Annotated in this window: 15 protein-coding genes; 14 read left to right on the forward strand and 1 reads right to left on the reverse strand. The window is 64.9% G+C overall.

Annotated features, from left to right (window positions below):
• Nucleotides 1-75 precede the first annotated feature (75 nt).
• The 14 genes from ACOQPI_RS00275 (at nt 76) to ACOQPI_RS00340 (ending at nt 15,884) form a co-directional block, all read left to right on the forward strand.
• Nucleotides 76-1,284 carry an acyl-CoA dehydrogenase family protein gene (locus ACOQPI_RS00275; protein ID WP_420617728.1) on the forward strand — a complete coding sequence of 403 codons (1,209 nt, stop codon included), beginning with the start codon at nt 76-78 and terminating at the stop codon, nt 1,282-1,284.
• 17 nt (nt 1,285-1,301) lie between these two features.
• The gene (locus ACOQPI_RS00280; RefSeq protein ID WP_420617729.1) at nt 1,302-2,342 is read left to right on the forward strand and encodes a peptidase M29; all 1,041 of its coding nucleotides are present in this window, start codon (nt 1,302-1,304) and stop codon (nt 2,340-2,342) included.
• A gap of 132 nt (nt 2,343-2,474) precedes the next feature.
• Nucleotides 2,475-3,707: an ABC transporter substrate-binding protein gene (locus ACOQPI_RS00285; protein WP_420617730.1), complete on the forward strand. Its 1,233-nt coding sequence runs from the start codon at nt 2,475-2,477 to the stop codon at nt 3,705-3,707.
• A gap of 47 nt (nt 3,708-3,754) precedes the next feature.
• Nucleotides 3,755-4,465 (forward strand): ABC transporter ATP-binding protein, encoded by a 711-nt coding sequence (locus tag ACOQPI_RS00290; RefSeq protein ID WP_420617731.1) that lies wholly within the window; start codon nt 3,755-3,757, stop codon nt 4,463-4,465.
• On the forward strand, nt 4,462-5,349 hold the full coding sequence (locus ACOQPI_RS00295) for a branched-chain amino acid ABC transporter permease (protein ID WP_420617732.1): 888 nt from the start codon (nt 4,462-4,464) through the stop codon (nt 5,347-5,349). Before ACOQPI_RS00290 ends, ACOQPI_RS00295 begins: the two co-directional genes overlap by 4 nt.
• Nucleotides 5,349-7,277: an ATP-binding cassette domain-containing protein gene (locus ACOQPI_RS00300; RefSeq protein ID WP_420617733.1), complete on the forward strand. Its 1,929-nt coding sequence runs from the start codon at nt 5,349-5,351 to the stop codon at nt 7,275-7,277. The genes ACOQPI_RS00295 and ACOQPI_RS00300 overlap by 1 nt, the downstream gene beginning before the upstream one ends.
• Nucleotides 7,274-7,966: a GntR family transcriptional regulator gene (locus ACOQPI_RS00305; protein ID WP_420617734.1), complete on the forward strand. Its 693-nt coding sequence runs from the start codon at nt 7,274-7,276 to the stop codon at nt 7,964-7,966. Before ACOQPI_RS00300 ends, ACOQPI_RS00305 begins: the two co-directional genes overlap by 4 nt.
• A complete protein-coding gene (locus ACOQPI_RS00310; protein WP_420617735.1) occupies nt 7,967-9,133 on the forward strand; it encodes an acyl-CoA dehydrogenase family protein in 1,167 nt (388 codons plus the stop codon).
• 1 nt (nt 9,134) lies between these two features.
• Nucleotides 9,135-10,115 carry an alcohol dehydrogenase catalytic domain-containing protein gene (locus ACOQPI_RS00315; RefSeq protein WP_420617736.1) on the forward strand — a complete coding sequence of 327 codons (981 nt, stop codon included), beginning with the start codon at nt 9,135-9,137 and terminating at the stop codon, nt 10,113-10,115.
• A gap of 23 nt (nt 10,116-10,138) precedes the next feature.
• Complete coding sequence (locus tag ACOQPI_RS00320) at nt 10,139-11,488, forward strand: glutamine synthetase family protein (protein ID WP_420617737.1); 1,350 nt, start codon at nt 10,139-10,141, stop codon at nt 11,486-11,488.
• 1 nt (nt 11,489) lies between these two features.
• Nucleotides 11,490-12,761: a cytochrome P450 gene (locus tag ACOQPI_RS00325; RefSeq protein WP_420617738.1), complete on the forward strand. Its 1,272-nt coding sequence runs from the start codon at nt 11,490-11,492 to the stop codon at nt 12,759-12,761.
• Nucleotides 12,761-12,976, forward strand: coding sequence for a ferredoxin (locus tag ACOQPI_RS00330; RefSeq protein ID WP_420617739.1), 216 nt, complete (start codon nt 12,761-12,763; stop codon nt 12,974-12,976). The genes ACOQPI_RS00325 and ACOQPI_RS00330 overlap by 1 nt, the downstream gene beginning before the upstream one ends.
• Nucleotides 12,976-14,439: an aldehyde dehydrogenase gene (locus ACOQPI_RS00335; RefSeq protein ID WP_420617740.1), complete on the forward strand. Its 1,464-nt coding sequence runs from the start codon at nt 12,976-12,978 to the stop codon at nt 14,437-14,439. The genes ACOQPI_RS00330 and ACOQPI_RS00335 overlap by 1 nt, the downstream gene beginning before the upstream one ends.
• A gap of 312 nt (nt 14,440-14,751) precedes the next feature.
• Nucleotides 14,752-15,884, forward strand: a protein-coding gene (locus tag ACOQPI_RS00340; protein WP_420617741.1) for an IS3 family transposase whose coding sequence is annotated in 2 segments (ribosomal slippage) — nt 14,752-15,010 and nt 15,010-15,884 — 1,134 coding nt in all. Because the reading frame shifts where the segments join, the coding sequence is not laid out codon by codon here.
• Here the strand turns inward: ACOQPI_RS00340 and ACOQPI_RS00345 are convergent.
• Nucleotides 15,826-16,695, reverse strand: coding sequence for a hypothetical protein (locus tag ACOQPI_RS00345; protein ID WP_420617742.1), 870 nt, complete (start codon nt 16,693-16,695; stop codon nt 15,826-15,828). The genes ACOQPI_RS00340 and ACOQPI_RS00345 overlap by 59 nt on opposite strands.
• Between the last annotated feature and the right edge of the window lie 216 nt (nt 16,696-16,911).

Consider the following 16,911-nt stretch of genomic DNA (forward strand, 5'->3'; position numbering starts at 1 on the left):
AGACGAGCGCCGTGGAAATAGAGTCGAGGCTGTGGATAAGGGATTTGTGCCCATCAAGCGCCGGGAGGCGCCGTGATGCTCGCCGATCTTGCAGCACAAGATGGAGTGCTGACCCCCGAGCGAGCCGCCCTCGTGGAGCGGGTTCGAGCACTAGGCCCGGGACTGGCGGCACGCGCCGCCAAAAATGACCGGGACGCGGCCTTCCCCTTTGACAACTGGCACGAAATGGCTGACGCCGGATTGCTGGGCATCTGCATTCCCGAGTCGGCGGGCGGCTTGGGCGCCGACTTCGTGGGCTATGCCCTTGCGTCCGAAGAACTCGGGCGACACTGTGCCGCCACCGCATTGACCTTCAACATGCACGTGTGTACCACGCTGCTGGTGGGACAGATCGCCGACGATATGGATCTGGACTCCCAAGAGCAGTCCGCGCTGCACGCGCGCCGGGCCGGGCTGTGGCAGGGCATTGTCGAGCAGGGTCACATTCACAGCCAGCCCTTCTCGGAGGGAATCGCCGCCGGGGCCACCGAGGGGTATGCCACCACTGCCGTGCCGGTGGACGGCGGCTACCGGGTGAGCGGGCGGAAGATCTTCGCCTCGCTCAGCGGAGCGGCTCACATCCACAACGTCGTGTGCGTAGTGGAGGGCGACCCCCGGATCCGCCTCCTGGGCGTGGCTGCCGACTCCGAGGGCCTGCACATCGAGGGCGACTGGGATTCGCTGGGGATGCGGGCCACCGACTCCCGCAATTTGCTGCTGGAGGATGTGTTCGTGCCCGCCGAGCGCGAGTGGCTACCGCCGGGGATGTTCGACCAAGCCGCGGCCCGGTGGCCGTACTTCTTCATGACCCTGTCGTTCGCCTACATGGGCCTGATGGGGGCCATCATGGACGCCACCGCCGAGTACCTCATCGGCGACGGCGGTCCGACGGCCAAGCGCTCCCACCCCATCAAACAACAGGGCTGGGCTGAGATGAACCTCATCTACGACCGGGCCCAGGCGCTGTGCTACCGGGTGTTGGGCGAGTCCGGAGTCGATCCCGAGCCAGCCGCGGTGCGGCGGGCGTGGAGCTCGATGGTCACCACCATGGACGGCGCTCCCCAACTGGCGTCATTGGCGCTGCGGGTGTGCGGCGGGCGAGCCCTGCTGCGGCCGTCTCGCCTGGAGCAGTTCTACCGCGATGCCCGGTGCGGCGCGGCCATGCACCCCTGGAGCATGGATGTGTGCCTCGAACGCCTCGGCCGAGCCAGCCTCTTTGACGACGCCACCGAGACTCCGGTGTGATCAAGAGGCGCGTTTCTATGGTCGAAAGTGCCTGGGTGCAGCGGTACGCCGAGCAGTTCGAAGCGTGCAAGCTGGCGCCGACCGAGACCGCGGTTGTGCTGTCGGAAACCCGGAGCCGACCCGAGATCGTGCAGACCGCCCGCCTGGCCCTGTCGCAATTCGGAGTCGCCCCCGTGGATGTGGTGGTCACCACTCCGCCCAACCCCGGGCCGCTGCCGATCCGCTCCACCGGGGCGTCGGTTGCACTGGCCGCCAACCCGGCGGCACTGGGGGCGCTGTCCAATGCCGACTTCATCGTGGACTGCACGGTGGAGGGGCTGCTCCACGCTCCCGAGCTCGGCCCGATCCTGGCCAGCGGGGCCCGGGTGCTGATGATCTCCAACGAGCATCCGGAGAACACCGAGCGGTGGCCCCACGACCCGACCCTGGCCGATCGGGTGGCAACCGGTGTGGCTCTACTGGAGCAGGCCGAGATGATGAATGTGGTCTCCAACGCAGGAACCGACCTTACCGTCGATCTCACCGGCGCAGTGCGGGCCGGGTCGCACGGCTGGTGTACCGATCCGGGGACCATCGCCCACTGGCCCGGCGGCCTGGTGCTGGCGTTCCCCGCCGCGGGAACGGTGAACGGCGCAGTGGTGCTGGCCCCCGGCGACGTGAACCTCACCTTCAAGGAATACGTCCGGGATCCGGTGACGCTGACCGTGGTGGACGACTACATCACCGCCATCGAAGGCAGCGGGGTGGACACCGATCTGTTCCGCTCCTACTTGGCTGCCTTCGAGGAGTCCGACGCCTACGCCGTGAGCCACGTCGGCTGGGGCATGAACACCTCGGCCCGTTGGGAGGCCATGGCGCTGTGGGACAAGGCCGACCACAACGGGACCGAACTCCGGGCTTTCGCTGGCAACTTCCTGTATTCCACCGGGGCCAACGAGGTGGCCGGTCGATTTTGCCGGGGGCACTTTGACCTGCCAATGCGGGGCTGCACGGTGACCTTGGACGGCACGCCAGTGGTGGTGGCGGGCACGTTGGTAGCCGAGCTGCTTCCTGCTTGACGGCATCTTCTGATACTGACCATTGACAGTTCTGGGCAGGAAATGTATTTTGACTTTTGTATACAAAAGTCGTTTGCTCCCAAACGACTTTTCCCGTAAGGTTCGCGCAACCTGACCGAGGAGGGGGAGTTCATGAAACTCAAGTTCAAGTTCTTGATCGCTTTGCTGGCGGTTTTTGCCCTAGTGGTGTCCGCCTGCGGCAACGACGACGATGACGCCGCACCGGAGCCGGAACCAGAGCCGATGGCCACCAGCGTGGACATCGACGCGGTTCTGGCTGCCGACCTGAACAACTGCGCTGCCCCGCCCACCGGTGATCCCATCCGGGTGGGCATGGCCATGGACTTCAGCGACGTGGTGGGATTCGTGGACATCCCCGGCTCAAAGCTGGTGCCATTCATCGCCGAGAAAGTCAACTGCACCGGCGGCATCAACGGCTCCCCGGTAGAGGTCCGAGTGGCCGAGGTCGGCGACGACGCAGTGCTGGCCACCCAGGAACTCCTGGATTGGGGCGCACACTTTCTGATTGGTCCTCCGTTCGCCGACTTCGCCCTGCCGATTCTCCAGACCACCGAAGGCCAGGTTCCGCTGTTCGTGGCCGCCTCCACCGAGCCGACACTGGCCGACGCCTCGATCAACTCATTCCTGGTGACCTTCGACGACTACGGCATGTCGGGCGCCGCGGCCCAGTGGGCTTGGGACCAGGGCATCACCCGAGCCATCGTGTTCACCGAGGGTGCGGGCATCCCCTATACCGGGATCAATCCCGATGCCTTCATGGCCAAGTTCGAAGAACTCGGCGGGGAGATCGTAAGCGTCCAGACCTACGTATGGGCAGCCGACACCGACTTCTCCGCTCAGGTCAACGAGATCGCCGGAATTTCTCAGAACAACGAGGTTGTCTTCTCAGCCGCTCTCGGCTTCCAGGTCACCGCTTTGCGGGGCCAGCTCGAAGGCCAGGGCCTCGACGAACTGACCTACATCGGCACCGACGCGCTGGACGCCACCGGCATCCAATTCGAGGACAACAACGAGGGCATTGCCCACACCCCGCACACCAGCATTTCCTCCGGCGATCGCATCGACACGATGCTGGCCGACTTTGAGGCTGCCAAGGGTGAGGCATTGGAGAGCCGGGGATTCATGGCCCTGTACGTGGACTCCATGTTCCTGGGCATTCAGGGCATCTTGAACTGCGGCTGCACCAACCCTGCCGACATCGGCGCCGCGGTGGCCCAAATCGAGGGTTTCCAGGGCTTGACCGGCGAGATCACCTTCGCTGGTACCAACGGAATTCCGCCCAAGGCCGTCCCTATCAATCGAATCGTCGACGGTGTGGACACCCTGGTCGCCACCATCGGCTAACCCCAGGCCCGAAAACTCAGGCCTGATGCTCACATACGATTAGCGCCATGCTCGAAGTCTCGAGATTGACTACCCGGTACGGTGCGATCTCAGCGCTTCGAGATGCCGATCTGCACGTTGGGTCTGGTGAGGTGGTTGGCCTCATCGGACCCAACGGCGCTGGCAAGACCACGCTGTTGGGATCGATAGCCGGGCTGCTCTCCCCCGCAGCCGGTACGGTCACCTTCGAGGGAGCCGAGATCACCGGCCGGTCGCCAGAAAGACTGCTGCGCCTTGGCGTGGCACTGGTTCCCGAACATCGGCGGATCTTTGGCGACCTCACCGTGGAGGAGAACCTCAAGATCGGCGGGATCACCCAGTCCCGCGACGAACGGGTCGAGTTGCTCGCAGAGATGGGCGAGCGGTTCCCGGTGTTGCGAGAGAAGCGGACGGTGGCTGCCGGCTACCTCTCGGGTGGGGAATCCCAGCAGCTGGCCATTGCCCGGGCACTGATGTCAAAGCCTCGACTACTGATGATGGACGAGCCCTCTCTTGGCTTGGCTCCCGTGCTGGTGGATGTGGTGTTCGAGTTGATCGAAACACTCCGAAGCCAAGGACGAACCCTACTGGTGGTGGAGCAGAACGCCACCCGCATGCTGGAGGTTGCCGATCGGGCTTACGTGCTGCGATCCGGCGAGGTGGTGGCCGAGGGCACCGGAGCGGAGTTGCGGGAGCGCCCCGACCTGTTCGACACCTTCGTCGGGGGCAACGGACAATGACCGAACTGCTCCAGAACCTCATCGACGGCCTGGGAAGAGGCAGCATTTATGCCCTGCTGGCGCTGGGCGTGGCCGTGATCTTCGGAGTTATGCACCTTCTCAATTTCGCCCACGGCGAGTTGATCACCGTCTCGGGCTATGTGGCGTTTTGGACCATCAACGAGGGGTGGTCGTGGTTTGTGGTCACACCAGTGATCATTGGCACCGCCATTGCCACCTCGCTGGTCATCGAGAGGGTCGCGTTCAGCCGGGTTCGAGGAAGTTCCGACTTCACCCTGTTGCTGACATCATTCGGCGTCCATTTCGTGGTGTTCGCCATCTTCCTGCTGTACGTCTCCGCGTCGGTGAAGACGTTCTCGAGGCCTGGGTGGGTCACCAACACTTACAGCGTGGGCTCATTTCACATCGAGGTATTCGACACCGTAGTGATAGGAGTGACGCTGGTAACCCTTTTGGCCACCACCTGGCTGGTGCAACGCACCATGTTCGGTCTGGCTCTACGGGCGGCGGCAGCCGACTTCGACACTGCACGGCTAATGGGTGTGCGGTCCGACTCTGTGATTCGGGGTGCGTTCGCCCTCTCTGGCCTGCTGGCCGGGATCGCCGGCGTGTTCTGGCTAATGCAACGCGGGCACACCACACCGAGTTCGGGTATAACCCCAATGCTCAAGGGGGTCTTGGCTGCATTGATTGGCGGATTGGGAAGCTTGCGAGGAGCAGTTCTGGGTGGCTTCGTTCTGGGTCTAGCCGAGGTGTTGCTGCGCTCTCGGCTGCCTGACTCGGTAGCCAGCCTTACCGAGGGGTTTGTGTTCTTGTTGATTGCGCTCCTGTTCATCTTCCGACCCCAGGGACTTATCCGGGTTGCCCATGCGGAGAGGGTCTGATGTCTGAACAGAGCGGCCGCTCCGCTGCCCACCTGGGGGTGTTTCCCGACTTGCGTCGCGACGTGGCCTTCCCCGTCGTCGGAGTTGGGCTGCTTTTTGGTGCCTTCATTGCCGTCGGGCTGCTCTACCAGAGCTTCTTCAGCGGTGCTGGGGAGCGCTTAGTCACCATCGCCATGATCGACGCCATCATCGTGCTTGGAATCCAGATCTATGTCGGCAACACCGGGGTACTGTCGTTCGGCCACATCGGATTCGGCGCCATCGCCGGTTACACATTCGCCATCTTCGCAATCGCCCCGGCTGAGAAGGCCAAGCGCATCCCTGACGCACCCCTCGGGCTCACTGACGTCGACATGGGTTCTTGGGGAGCTGTGGGGGTTTCCATCGCCGTCACGGTGGTAGTCGCCATCTTCGTGGGCATCGGCCTGGCCCGTTCCGGCGCTGAGTCGGGAGCGGTGGCTGCCACCGTCATCACGCTGGCCCTACTTTTTGTGACCCACGAGGTGGCTCGCAACTGGCCGGAGATGACGGGCGGTGAACGCGCTGGCCTGTCATTCCGCATCGGCGGCGCCCTTGACACCCGAGTACCGATCTACTTGGCACTGGGCGGGGCGCTGGTGCTGGCCCGCCTGTTTGCCCAGAGCCGGCGCGGCCGGCTGGCCAAGGCCGGTCGGGAAGACGACTTGGCGGCCCGAGCCATGGGGGTGAACCCCATGGTCCAGCAGATGATCGCGCTATTGATCTCGGTGGCAGTGGTATCGGTGGGGGCCAGCCTGCGGGTCTACGAAACCGGTTCCATCCTCCCCGAGAACTTCTTCTTCAACTACACGCTGCTGACGCTGGCCATGTTGATTGTGGGCGGGCGAAACAGCGTGACCGGGGCGCTATTCGGCGTGGCCGTAATGACCGTGGGCCGGGAACTGGCCCGCCGACTGGGCCAAGACGGCTTCGAAGTGTTCGGCCTCGGCCTCGACAGCGCGCCGCTGGACTGGATCTTCCGGGAGAACCTCCAAACCGTGTTCTTCGGCGCAGCCATGCTCGGCTTCATGATTTGGAGGCCCAAGGGCCTGCTCAGCGACTGGGAGTTCGACGAGTGGCTCCACCGCCGGTTCACCCGAGCCGAGAGCGCCCCGGCGGTACCAGAGGCCGCTATGGGCTCCGACCGTGACGCGGCCCTCGAGCCGGAGGCAGCCGCCACCAAGGAGGCCCGGCTTGAGGTCACCGACGTCAGTGTTGCCTTCGGCGGATTCCAAGCGCTCTCACAGTCGGGCTTCGAGGTGAGCAGCGGCGAAGTGGTGGGCATCATCGGCCCGAATGGCGCTGGCAAGACCACCATGCTGAACGTGATTACCGGGCTTGTTCCCGCAACCTCCGGGCGGGTCCGGCTGAACGGCACCGACCTCATCGGCACCCCGTCGCACGAGATCGCCCGGGCCGGGCTGGTCCGCACTTTCCAGAACCTGCGGCTGTTCGATTCGCTCACCGTGCGGGAGAACGTGGAGGTGACCCGACTGGTGGCCATCGCCGAACGCGACGACCGCTCCACCCCCGAAACCGACGTGCTGGTGGCCGCCGCCGGCCTGTGGGACCACCGGGACCGACGGGCCAGCGAACTGGACTACGGCAACTCCCGCCGACTGGAGCTGGCCCGGGCCGCAGCCGCCCGGCCCCTGTTCCTGCTGCTCGACGAGCCCACCTCGGGGATGAGCGATACCGAGTCGCTGGCCATGGTCGAGCAGGTGCAGACCATGGCCGCGCTAGTGGGCGCCGGCGTGGTGGTGATCGACCACGACTTGGACTTCATCATCGGCATCTGCGATCGCATCTACTGCCTCGACCGCGGCTCGGTCATAGCCTCCGGCACCCCCGAGGAAATCCAAGCCGACCCTGCGGTGCAAGCCGCCTACCTCGGATCATCGGCGTCATGACCGAGCTGGCCGTCTTCCCCGATCCCTACCAAGGCACCCGCCCGCCAAACCGCCGGCGAGGCGGACTGGCCGACGACGTGGTGCTGTATGTGAGGGAGCAAATCCTCACCGGTGCCCTGAAACCGGGGACCAAGATCGACCAAGAAGCTCTGGCCGCCGCGCTCGACGTCAGCCGCAGTCCGATCCGGGAGGCCCTGGTCATCCTGGGCCAAGAGGGGCTTTTGGACCTGATCCCCCGGCGCGGGGCCGTGGTGGCCGACCTGACCCCCGAGGACATCGTCGACCACTACGAGCTTTTCGGCGTGGTGGCCGGGCGGGCGGGAGCCATCGCGGCGAGCACTTTGGATGAGGATGAGATCGAGCAATTGCGGGCCATCCACGACCGGTTCGTCGACGGGACTGACGACGACCTCTCCGCGCTCAACTGGGCCTTCCACCGCATCATCAACCGCACCGCCCCCCGCCGGACGCGCTGGCTGCTGCGGCTGCTGGAACGCTCGGTGCCAGCCGACTACTACGAGTTCACCGACGGCTGGAACGCCCAAGCCGTCGGCCACCACGCCGCCATCCTGGAAGCCATCGTGGACCGCGACGCCGACGAGGCCCGCCGCCGCATGGAGCACCACCTCCACGAGTCGGGCGTGGCCGCGGTGGCCCATCTGGAGCGCCAGGGATTCTGGGAGGACTAGATGACTGCTGGCTCCGACGATTTTGAGGTAATTCGCACTGAGGTCCGCCGACTGTGCGACAAGTTCGGCAACGAATACTGGCGCGAGCTGGAGCCCAGCGGTTACCCAGAAGAGTTCGTGGCCGAGCTGACCGCTCACGGGTGGCTCGGTGCGTTGATTCCCGAGCAATACGGCGGCGGTGGGCTGAGCTTGGCGGGGGCATCAGTGATCGTGGAGGAGATCTCGGCCAGCGGCGGCAATCCCAGCGCGTGCCACGCCCAGATGTACGTGATGGGCACGCTGCTGCGCCATGGCACTGAGCAACAGAAGCAGCACTACCTGCCCCAGGTGGCCGATGGAAGAAAACGGTTGCAGGCATTCGGGGTCACCGAGCCCAGCGCTGGCTCCGAAACCACCGCAATCCAGACTCGGGCGGTGCAGAACGGGGACACCTGGCGCATCAACGGCCAGAAAATCTGGACGTCGCGGGCGCTGTATTCCGACCTGATGATCCTGCTGGCCCGCACCACCCCCGCCGATGAGGTGGACAACCGCACCGACGGCCTGTCGGTGTTTCTCATCGAGCTGCGGGGCGACGACGGCGAACTGGTGCCGGGGCTGACCATCAACCCCATCCCCACCATGATGAACCACAACACCACCGAGGTGTTCTTCGACGACGTTGTCGTGCCCTGCGACGCCCTGGTGGGCGCCGAGGGCCAGGGATTCCGCCACATCCTCGACGGCATGAACGCCGAGCGGATCCTCATCGCCGCCGAGTGCATCGGCGACGGCCGGTTCTTCCTGGAGAAGGCCAGCGAGTACGCCAAAGGGCGGGAGGTGTTCGGACGGCCCATCGGCATGAACCAAGGAGTGGCCTTCCCGCTGGCCAAGGCGTACACCAATCTCCAAGCTGCCGACCTCATGCGGTGGAAGGCGGCCAATATGTTCGATGCCGGAGAGCCGTGCGGGGCCGAGGCCAACATGGCCAAGCTGTTGGCGTCGGAGGCCTCCTGGGAGGCCGGCAATGCCGCGCTCAATACCCACGGCGGGTTTGGCTTCGCTCAGGAGTACGACATCGAGCGCAAGTTCCGAGAGACCCGGCTCTACCAAGTGGCCCCCATCAACAACAACCTGGTTCTGGCCTTTGTGGCCCAGAAGTGCCTCGGCCTGCCCAAGAGCTACTGACATGCGCGCCGTCGTACTCGAAGCCCGGAAATCACCACTGGTGGTGGTAGACGACTACCCCGAGCCCGGTGCGACCGGCGGTGAGACCATAGAGGTCATCGCCTGCGGGCTGTGCCACTCCGACCTGCACGTGGTGGACGGCGAATTCCCCAGCCCGCTACCCATCGTGTTGGGCCACGAGGTCACCGGGTTCCATTCCGAGCTGGGGCCGGTGATGGTGTACGCCCCCTGGGGGTGCGGGCAGTGCCGGGAGTGCGCCGACGGCAACGAGATGATCTGCGCCGATGCCACCGAGGCCGGGTTGGTGGTCGACGGGGGGTACGCCGAGCGGATGGCCATCGCCGACCGGGCGTACTTGTACCCGCTGGGCGATCTCGACCCGGTGGCCAGCGCACCGCTGGCTTGCGGGGGCCTCACCGGCTATCGGGCGGTGCAGCAAACCCTGGAGACGCTGCGCCGTCCGGGCCGAAAGCGCCGAGTGCTGGTCATCGGCGCCGGAGGGATCGGTCAGTTCGCGCTGCGCTACCTGAAACTGCTGTCCGACGCTGAGGTGCTCGTCTTCGACCGGGCCGCCGACAAGCGAGCCACGGCGTTGGCCATGGGGGCCGACGGGGCGCTTGACGCCGACGACGAATTGCCACTCTGCGATGCGGTGATCGACTTCGTGGGCAGCGACACCACCCTGGCCACGGCGGCCGGCGCGGTGGCCAGGCAAGGCCTGGTGGTTGCTGTCGGTCTGTACGGCGGCCGCGTCCCGTTCGGCGTCGGGGCCGTCCCCCACGAGGCCCACTTCATGTCCAGCATCTGGGGCACTCGACCGCAGTTGGGCGAGCTCCTCGACCTGGCCCGCCGGGAGCCGTCCATCATCGCCCCGGTGGAGACCATGGCCTTCACCGACGCCCAACTGGCCCACGACCGTTTGCGCACCGGCGACGTCGAAGGTCGCCTGGTGCTCCTGATCAACCAAGCCCATGCCAATTAGCCCTTCAGAGAGGTATTCGAACCATGGCTGAGCCCACCAGCATCGACGACTTCCGCACTGCCTGTGAACAGGCGGAAGTCCACACTGTCGAGGTGGCGACACCCGACACCCTGGGCCACCTGCGGGGCAAGCGGGTTCCAGTGGAGCGCTATTTCCACCGGATCGCGGATCACGGCCTGCACATCGCCGACGCCATCTTCGTGTTCGACATGCAGAATGACCTGGCCGACAACCCCTACATCAACATGGATGCCGGGTTTCTCGACTGCCATCTGGTGCCCGACCACTCCTCCGCCCGGGTTTTCAGCCACCGGCCCGGTTACGCCCTGGTGTTTGCCGACACCTTCGATCCCCATGACGACCCCCACCCCGTCGCCCCCCGCAATGTGCTGGCCAACCAGATCGAGCGGTGCCGCCGTGCCGGATTGGACCCGGTGGTGGCCACCGAGTTGGAGTTCTACCTGTGCAAGCCCGGCTGGGAACCGGTGCAAGACCACATTCAGTACTCCTCGCTTACCGATGCCATGGACGTCGAAGACTGCCTCCACGACATGCGAGCCGCTCTGTTGGGCGCCGGCCTCGAGGTGGAGTCGTCCAACCCTGAATACGGCCCGGGTCAGGTGGAGATCAACATCGAGTACGCCGACGCCATGACCTGCGCCGACAACACCGTGCTGTTCAAGAGCATCGTCAAGCAGGTGGCCGTCCAGCATGGCCTGCGAGCCACCTTCATTCCCAAGCTCTGGACCGACCAGTCGGGCTCCGGCATGCACGTCCACACCAGCCTCGCTAATGCCGACGGAGGGGCAAACGCATTCGCTTCCTCCGATGGTCGCCCCAATCAGATCATGGAGCACTGGGTGGCGGGGTTGATCGAGCACGCGCCAGCCCTCACTCTCTTGGGGGCGCCCAACGTGAACGGAGCCAAGCGCATCCGCCCGTATACGTTCGTGCCCACCCATATTCACTGGGGGCTCGACAACCGATCGGTGATGTGCCGTTGCATCTGCGAGGCCGGCTCGAGCGGTAACCGGGTGGAGTTCCGTTCGGCGGGGGCCGACGCCAATCCCCATGCGATCATCGCCGCCATCCTGGCCGCCGGGCTCGACGGCATCGAGCGCGAACTGGCCCTGCCCCCCATGAGCGAGGGCGACATGTACGCCGACCCCGGCGATACCGAGCCCCTCCCCAGCGATCTGCCGGGGGGGATTGCCGCATTTCGAGGAAGCTCCCTCGCCGAAATGCTGGGCGAGGAGTTCTCAACCACCTTCCTGCTGCTGGCCGAACACGAGCTGGCGCTGGCCACCGAGAACTCCCCCCACCCCGATGAGGTGAACGACTGGGAGCGGGCCCGGTACGCGGAGCACTGCTGACATGGCTCCGGCTGCCGCGGTGGAAGCGCCGAACATCACCGAGCCCAGCCTCTATCTCGAGGGGATCCCCCACGACCGCTTCGCCCAGATCCGGGCCATTCCCGGGCTGGCCTGGCATCCCTACGAGAACGGTGGATTCTGGGCCGTGACCCGCCACGCCGAAGTGCGCTATGTGTCCCGGAACCCGGAGCTGTTCTCCTCGGCCATCGGCCACACCAACCTGTGGGACCTGGAAGCCGACGCGCTGGAGGCCCGGCGGTCGCTCATAGACACCGACGCCCCCGACCACACTCGGCTTCGGCGCTTGGTTGCCGGCGCTTTCACCCCCAAGAACATCCGCCGGTGGGAAGAAACGGTGCGGGCCATCACCATCGAACTGCTCGACGAATTCGTCGCCCAAGGAGGAGGCGACTGGGTGGATATGGTGGCCGCACCTCTGCCTATCCAGGTGATCTTGACCATGCTGGGCGTTCCCACCGACGACGCCGACTATCTGGTAGAGCTGTCCAACTACCTGGTGGAGGGCACCGGCGACGCCCAGTCGATCCCCCCCGACGCATTCGGAAACACCACCGAGCTTCGCCTGCTGCCGTTCAATAGCCCGGCCAGCCACGCGCTGTTCGAGTACGGCGAGGGCATGCGACAGCAACGCCAAGGCGATCCCCAAGACGACTTGGTCTCGCACTTGGTGCAGGCCGAATCTGATGAGGAGCGGATGTCGAGAAGCGAATACCGCAACATGTTCCACCTGCTGGTGTTCGCCGGAAACGAGACCACCCGAACTGCCATCAGCCACGGGGGCCTGGCGCTGGCCGCCAACCCCGAGGAGTGGCAGCGGGTGCTTGACGATCCGGCACTGATCGAGTCGGCCACCGAGGAGATCCTGCGATGGGCCACTCCGGTGATGCATATGCGGCGCACAACCACCACCGACACCGAGCTGGCCGGTACCTCGATCGCCCAGGGCGACAAGGTGGTGATGTGGTACGCCTCGGCCAACCGCGACGAGGCGGTGTTCGAGGATCCAGACAGGTTCGATGTAGGCCGCTTCGACGCAAGCCGGGCCAACAGCGACCACTTTGCCTTCGGCGGCGGCGGTCCCCACCTGTGCCTGGGGGCCTTTCTGGCCCGGCTGGAGGTCACCGTGCTGCTGGAGGAGATGGCCAAACGGTCGATCCGTCTGGAGCAGACCAGCGAGCCGGTGCGAGCCCGGTCCAACTTCGTCCACGGCGTGCTGTCAGTGGGCATGAGGCCAGCCGGGGGGAGCAACTGATGGCCAGCGACGACATGGTGCGGGTGGCCGTCGATCAGGAGCTCTGCATCGGCGGTGGCATCTGCGAGATGCTCGAACCCGAGGTGTTCGAACTCGACGACGACATAGTCATCTCATCGGTCATCGGCGATGGCCTGCTGCCTCGAGACCGAGCTGCCGTGGTGGTAGACCGCTGCCCCGGCCAAGCCATCTCCATAGTGGAAGGGGAGTCTTGATGGAGACCTACGACAACTGGATCGACGGGGGGTTCACTCCCCCGCCCAACGGACAGCGCATGGCCACGGCCAACCCGTTCACCGGCGAGCCCTGGGCCGAGGTGGCTGACGACCCAGCCGCAGTGGACGACGCCGTCCGGGCGGCTCGGCGGGCGTTTACCGACGGCCCCTGGGCCACCATGGCCGCCACCGAGCGAGCCCAGTTGATGCGCCGCCTGGGGGAGCTGCTGACCCGCGACGCCGAGCTGCTGGGTACCGTCGAGACCCGGGACAACGGCAAGATCATCCGTGAGACGTCGGCCCAGGCCAAGGGCTTGCAGGGCTACTACGAATTCTTCGCCGGAATGGCCGACAAGATCGGCGGCGAGCAGCTTCCCAGCCCCTCGCCCAACTTCTTGGTGTACACCGAGCGCGAGCCCATCGGGGTGGTGGGGGCCATCATCCCGTGGAATTCGCCATTGGCCCTACTGACCTGGAAGCTGGCCCCCCTGTTGGCCACCGGGTGTACCGCGGTTGTCAAGCCATCGGACATCACCCCGGTGACCGCGCTGATGCTGGCCGAGCGAACCGCCGAGGCCAGGTTTCCCCCCGGTGTCATCAACGTGGTGACCGGCGGGGCCGAGGTGGGAGCAGCCATCACCTCCCATCCCGATATCGACAAGATCACCTTCACCGGCGGCGGGGCCACTGCCAAGCACGTGGCCCGGGCCGCAGCCGACAACCTGACGCCCACGGTGCTGGAGTTGGGCGGCAAGTCGCCCCAGATCATCTTCGCCGACGCCGACCCCGAGGCGGTGACCAACGGGCTCTTGGCCGGGATCTTCGCCGCCAGCGGACAGACCTGCATTGCCGGGTCGAGGGCCTACATCCACCGGGACATCGCCGATGAGGTGGTCGGACGGGTGGTGGCCCGGGCCGATGAGCTGGTGCTGGGCGATCCCGCCGATACTGCCACCGAGATGGGCCCGGCGGCATCCGACGCCCAGCGCGACCGGATCTTGGCCATGATCGACCAGGCCCGTTCAGAGGGCGCCACCATTGCCGCGGGCGGAATGATCGACCCCGACCTCGGCGGGAGGTTCGTGCGCCCCACCGTGATCACCGGGGTGACCAACCAGTCCACCATCGTGCGCGAGGAAGTGTTCGGCCCGGTGCTAGCGGTGCTGGAATTCGAAGACGAGGACGAAGTGGTGAAGCTGGCCAACGACAGCGACTACGGCCTGGCCGCCGGCATCTGGACCAACGACATCCGCCGAGCCCACCGGGTGTCCAGAGCGCTCCGGGTAGGCACCGTGTGGATCAACACCTACCGCAACGTGAGCTACATGGCCCCCTTCGGCGGCTTCAAACAATCAGGCTACGGCCGAGACAACGGCCTGGAAGCCCTCGACGGCTTCCTCCAAACCAAAACCGTCTGGATAGAACTAACCGGCGCCACCCGCGACCCCTTCGTGATCGGTTGACTCTACCCTCCCCACGGGGCGTACATCTTCCGCTCAGTCCAACACCCCGATAGCTCGAAGACGCTCACCAAGGACTTCGCCACTAAAGCGCGTTCGGTCTCTTGAGATGAAATGTACCCCAGCCTCCGCAACCACATCTGGGGCACGTTGCGCAACAAGAACTTCAAACAAGAGCATCGTGGCCCCTGTGACGAAACGAACCGACTGGACATATCGTTCACTGCGAGCGTGGTTGGCGTGACCCCCTGAGTTTGGTCCACCTGTTGTGAGAGTTCGTTGTCCAGTGTTGCTGGATGGAGGAGGATCACGACTATGGCGAGGCGAAGGCACACGCCCGAGCAGATTGTGCGCAAGCTGCGGGAGGCCGATCGGCTTTTGGGCGAGGGGGCGGAGATCGCGGATGTGGCGCGGCGTTTGGAGGTGTCGGAGGCGACGTTTCATCGGTGGCGCAATCAGTACGGGGGCCTCAAGGCCGACGACGTGAAGCGTCTCAAGGAGCTGGAGGCCGAGAACGCGCGGCTGAAGCGGATCGTGGCCGACAAGGAGCTGGAGATCGACGCTTTGCGGGAGATCAGCCGGGCAAAATGGTGAGCCCGCCGCAGCGGCGCAGAGCCGTCCGGCTGCTCTGCGAGCGGCTGGGGGTGTCGCAGCGGCGGGCGTGTGAGATCGTCGGGCAGCACCGCTCCACCCAGCGCTACGAGCCGGCCGAGCAGGACCCCGACCGGGACCTGCGGGCCGAGCTGCGCGACTTCGCCGAGAACCGCCCCCGGTGGGGGTATCGGCGGGCCCATGCGGTGCTGGTGCGCGACGGCTGGGCGGTGAACCGCAAGAAAGTCCAGCGCCTGTGGCGCGAGGAGGGCCTTCGGGTGCCGCCGAAGCGGCGCAAGCGACAGCGCACAGGAGACTCCGACGCCGACGCCGGACTGCTCAAAGCCGAGCACCCCGACCACGTGTGGGCGCTGGACTACCAGTTCGACGCGACCGCGGCGGGCCGCAGGATCAAGATACTGCACGTTCTCGACGAGTTCACCCGAGAGTCGCTCGCCGACCTCGTGGACCACAGCATCGACGCGGACGCGACGGTGGCGTGCTTGGACAAGATCGCCTCGGCCAGGGGCCGGCACCCCGAGTTCATCCGGTGCGACAACGGCCCCGAGCTCACCGCCGCGGCCCTGCGCGATTGGTGCGAGTTCACCAGCACCAAGACCAGCTACATCGACCCCGGGTCTCCCTGGCAGAACCCCTGGGTCGAGTCATACGGCGCCAGAATGCGAGACGAACTCCTCGCCATCGAGCAGTTCGACAGCCTCCTCGAGGCCCAAGTACTTGTCGCCGACTGGCAAACCGACTACAACACCTACCGCCCCCACTCCGCGCTCGGCATGCTCACCCCAGCCGAATACGCAGACCAATGGGCAAAAAACAACCCGAAAAAACTCTCATAACACCTGGACCAAAAAACGGGGTCCGGTCATGGTCAAGGGTACCGACGTAGAACATTGACGGGTCGCCATAATTGGACCTTGTCCTTGATCTCCACAAGAAGTCAAAGACTGTCGTAGGTTCACAGCTCTTATCGATTCGAACCCCCTCGCCTTTCGGAAGTTGCGACCTACCTAGATTCTGCCTCCGCTCTCTCTTAAGGTCCTCCAGCCTCCTACCTCTCGTTGTCTTCAAACACTTCGCAAGCAGGTCATATGGGTTGGGACTAGCAGCAAGGTTGCTCACCTCTTGCGGGGGCTGGTCGAATCCCTTGAAGCTCAGCGCCCCATGTCGTGTGCAAGTAAGCGACCAAGGCTGCGGAAAGATAGGAGAACCCTTGACTGAAGCAGCAAGAGCCTTGAGTGTCTTGCGGTGACTCGTCGGAACTGCGTTATTTCTGACGAGTAGGAAACCTGCAGCAGCACGTGATGTCGCATAGTACGCGTATACGTTGTTCCAAAGGTTCTGCAGCATCAGCCGAGGGTCGTCATCGTCCACGGCGTACAGGCCTAGCTCTTGAGTCCATGCACCGAGCAGGAGTTCCCTCAAGCCTTGTTCATCACCTTTGAATGGCTGTCCGGTTAGCTTCTTGACCGGCCGACGGGCCTTGAGGTCGTTGACTAGTGGCTGGTGGAAATCGATTCCGTATCGATCCTCAATCACTCCAGCGATGGCCCCCCAGTAGCCCATGTAGGTCGTGAAGGCCCTAGCCTCGGCCGTGTCAGCGTCTATGAGGCCATAGACGTCCAGAGTGTTGAAATCGACTGGGGACATTCGAAAGCTCTCCGCCTGGTGATGCTCGTCTTGTCAGGCCAGAGTTCTTGGGAAGTGTGAACTCCCCTTGGCCTCTTGGCATATGTGTGCAATACCCAAGCGGGCTGCAGGAGCCCTGCCCTGCTCCCACCGCAACCATATCCCCATCGTGTGACAATCGAAATCAATTTACCGTTACAACCTTCGGCGTACGCTCAAAGACCGGACCTCCTGGCT

The sequence above is a fragment of the Candidatus Poriferisocius sp. genome (assembly GCF_965219815.1).
Lineage (GTDB): Bacteria > Actinomycetota > Acidimicrobiia > Acidimicrobiales > Bin134 > Poriferisocius.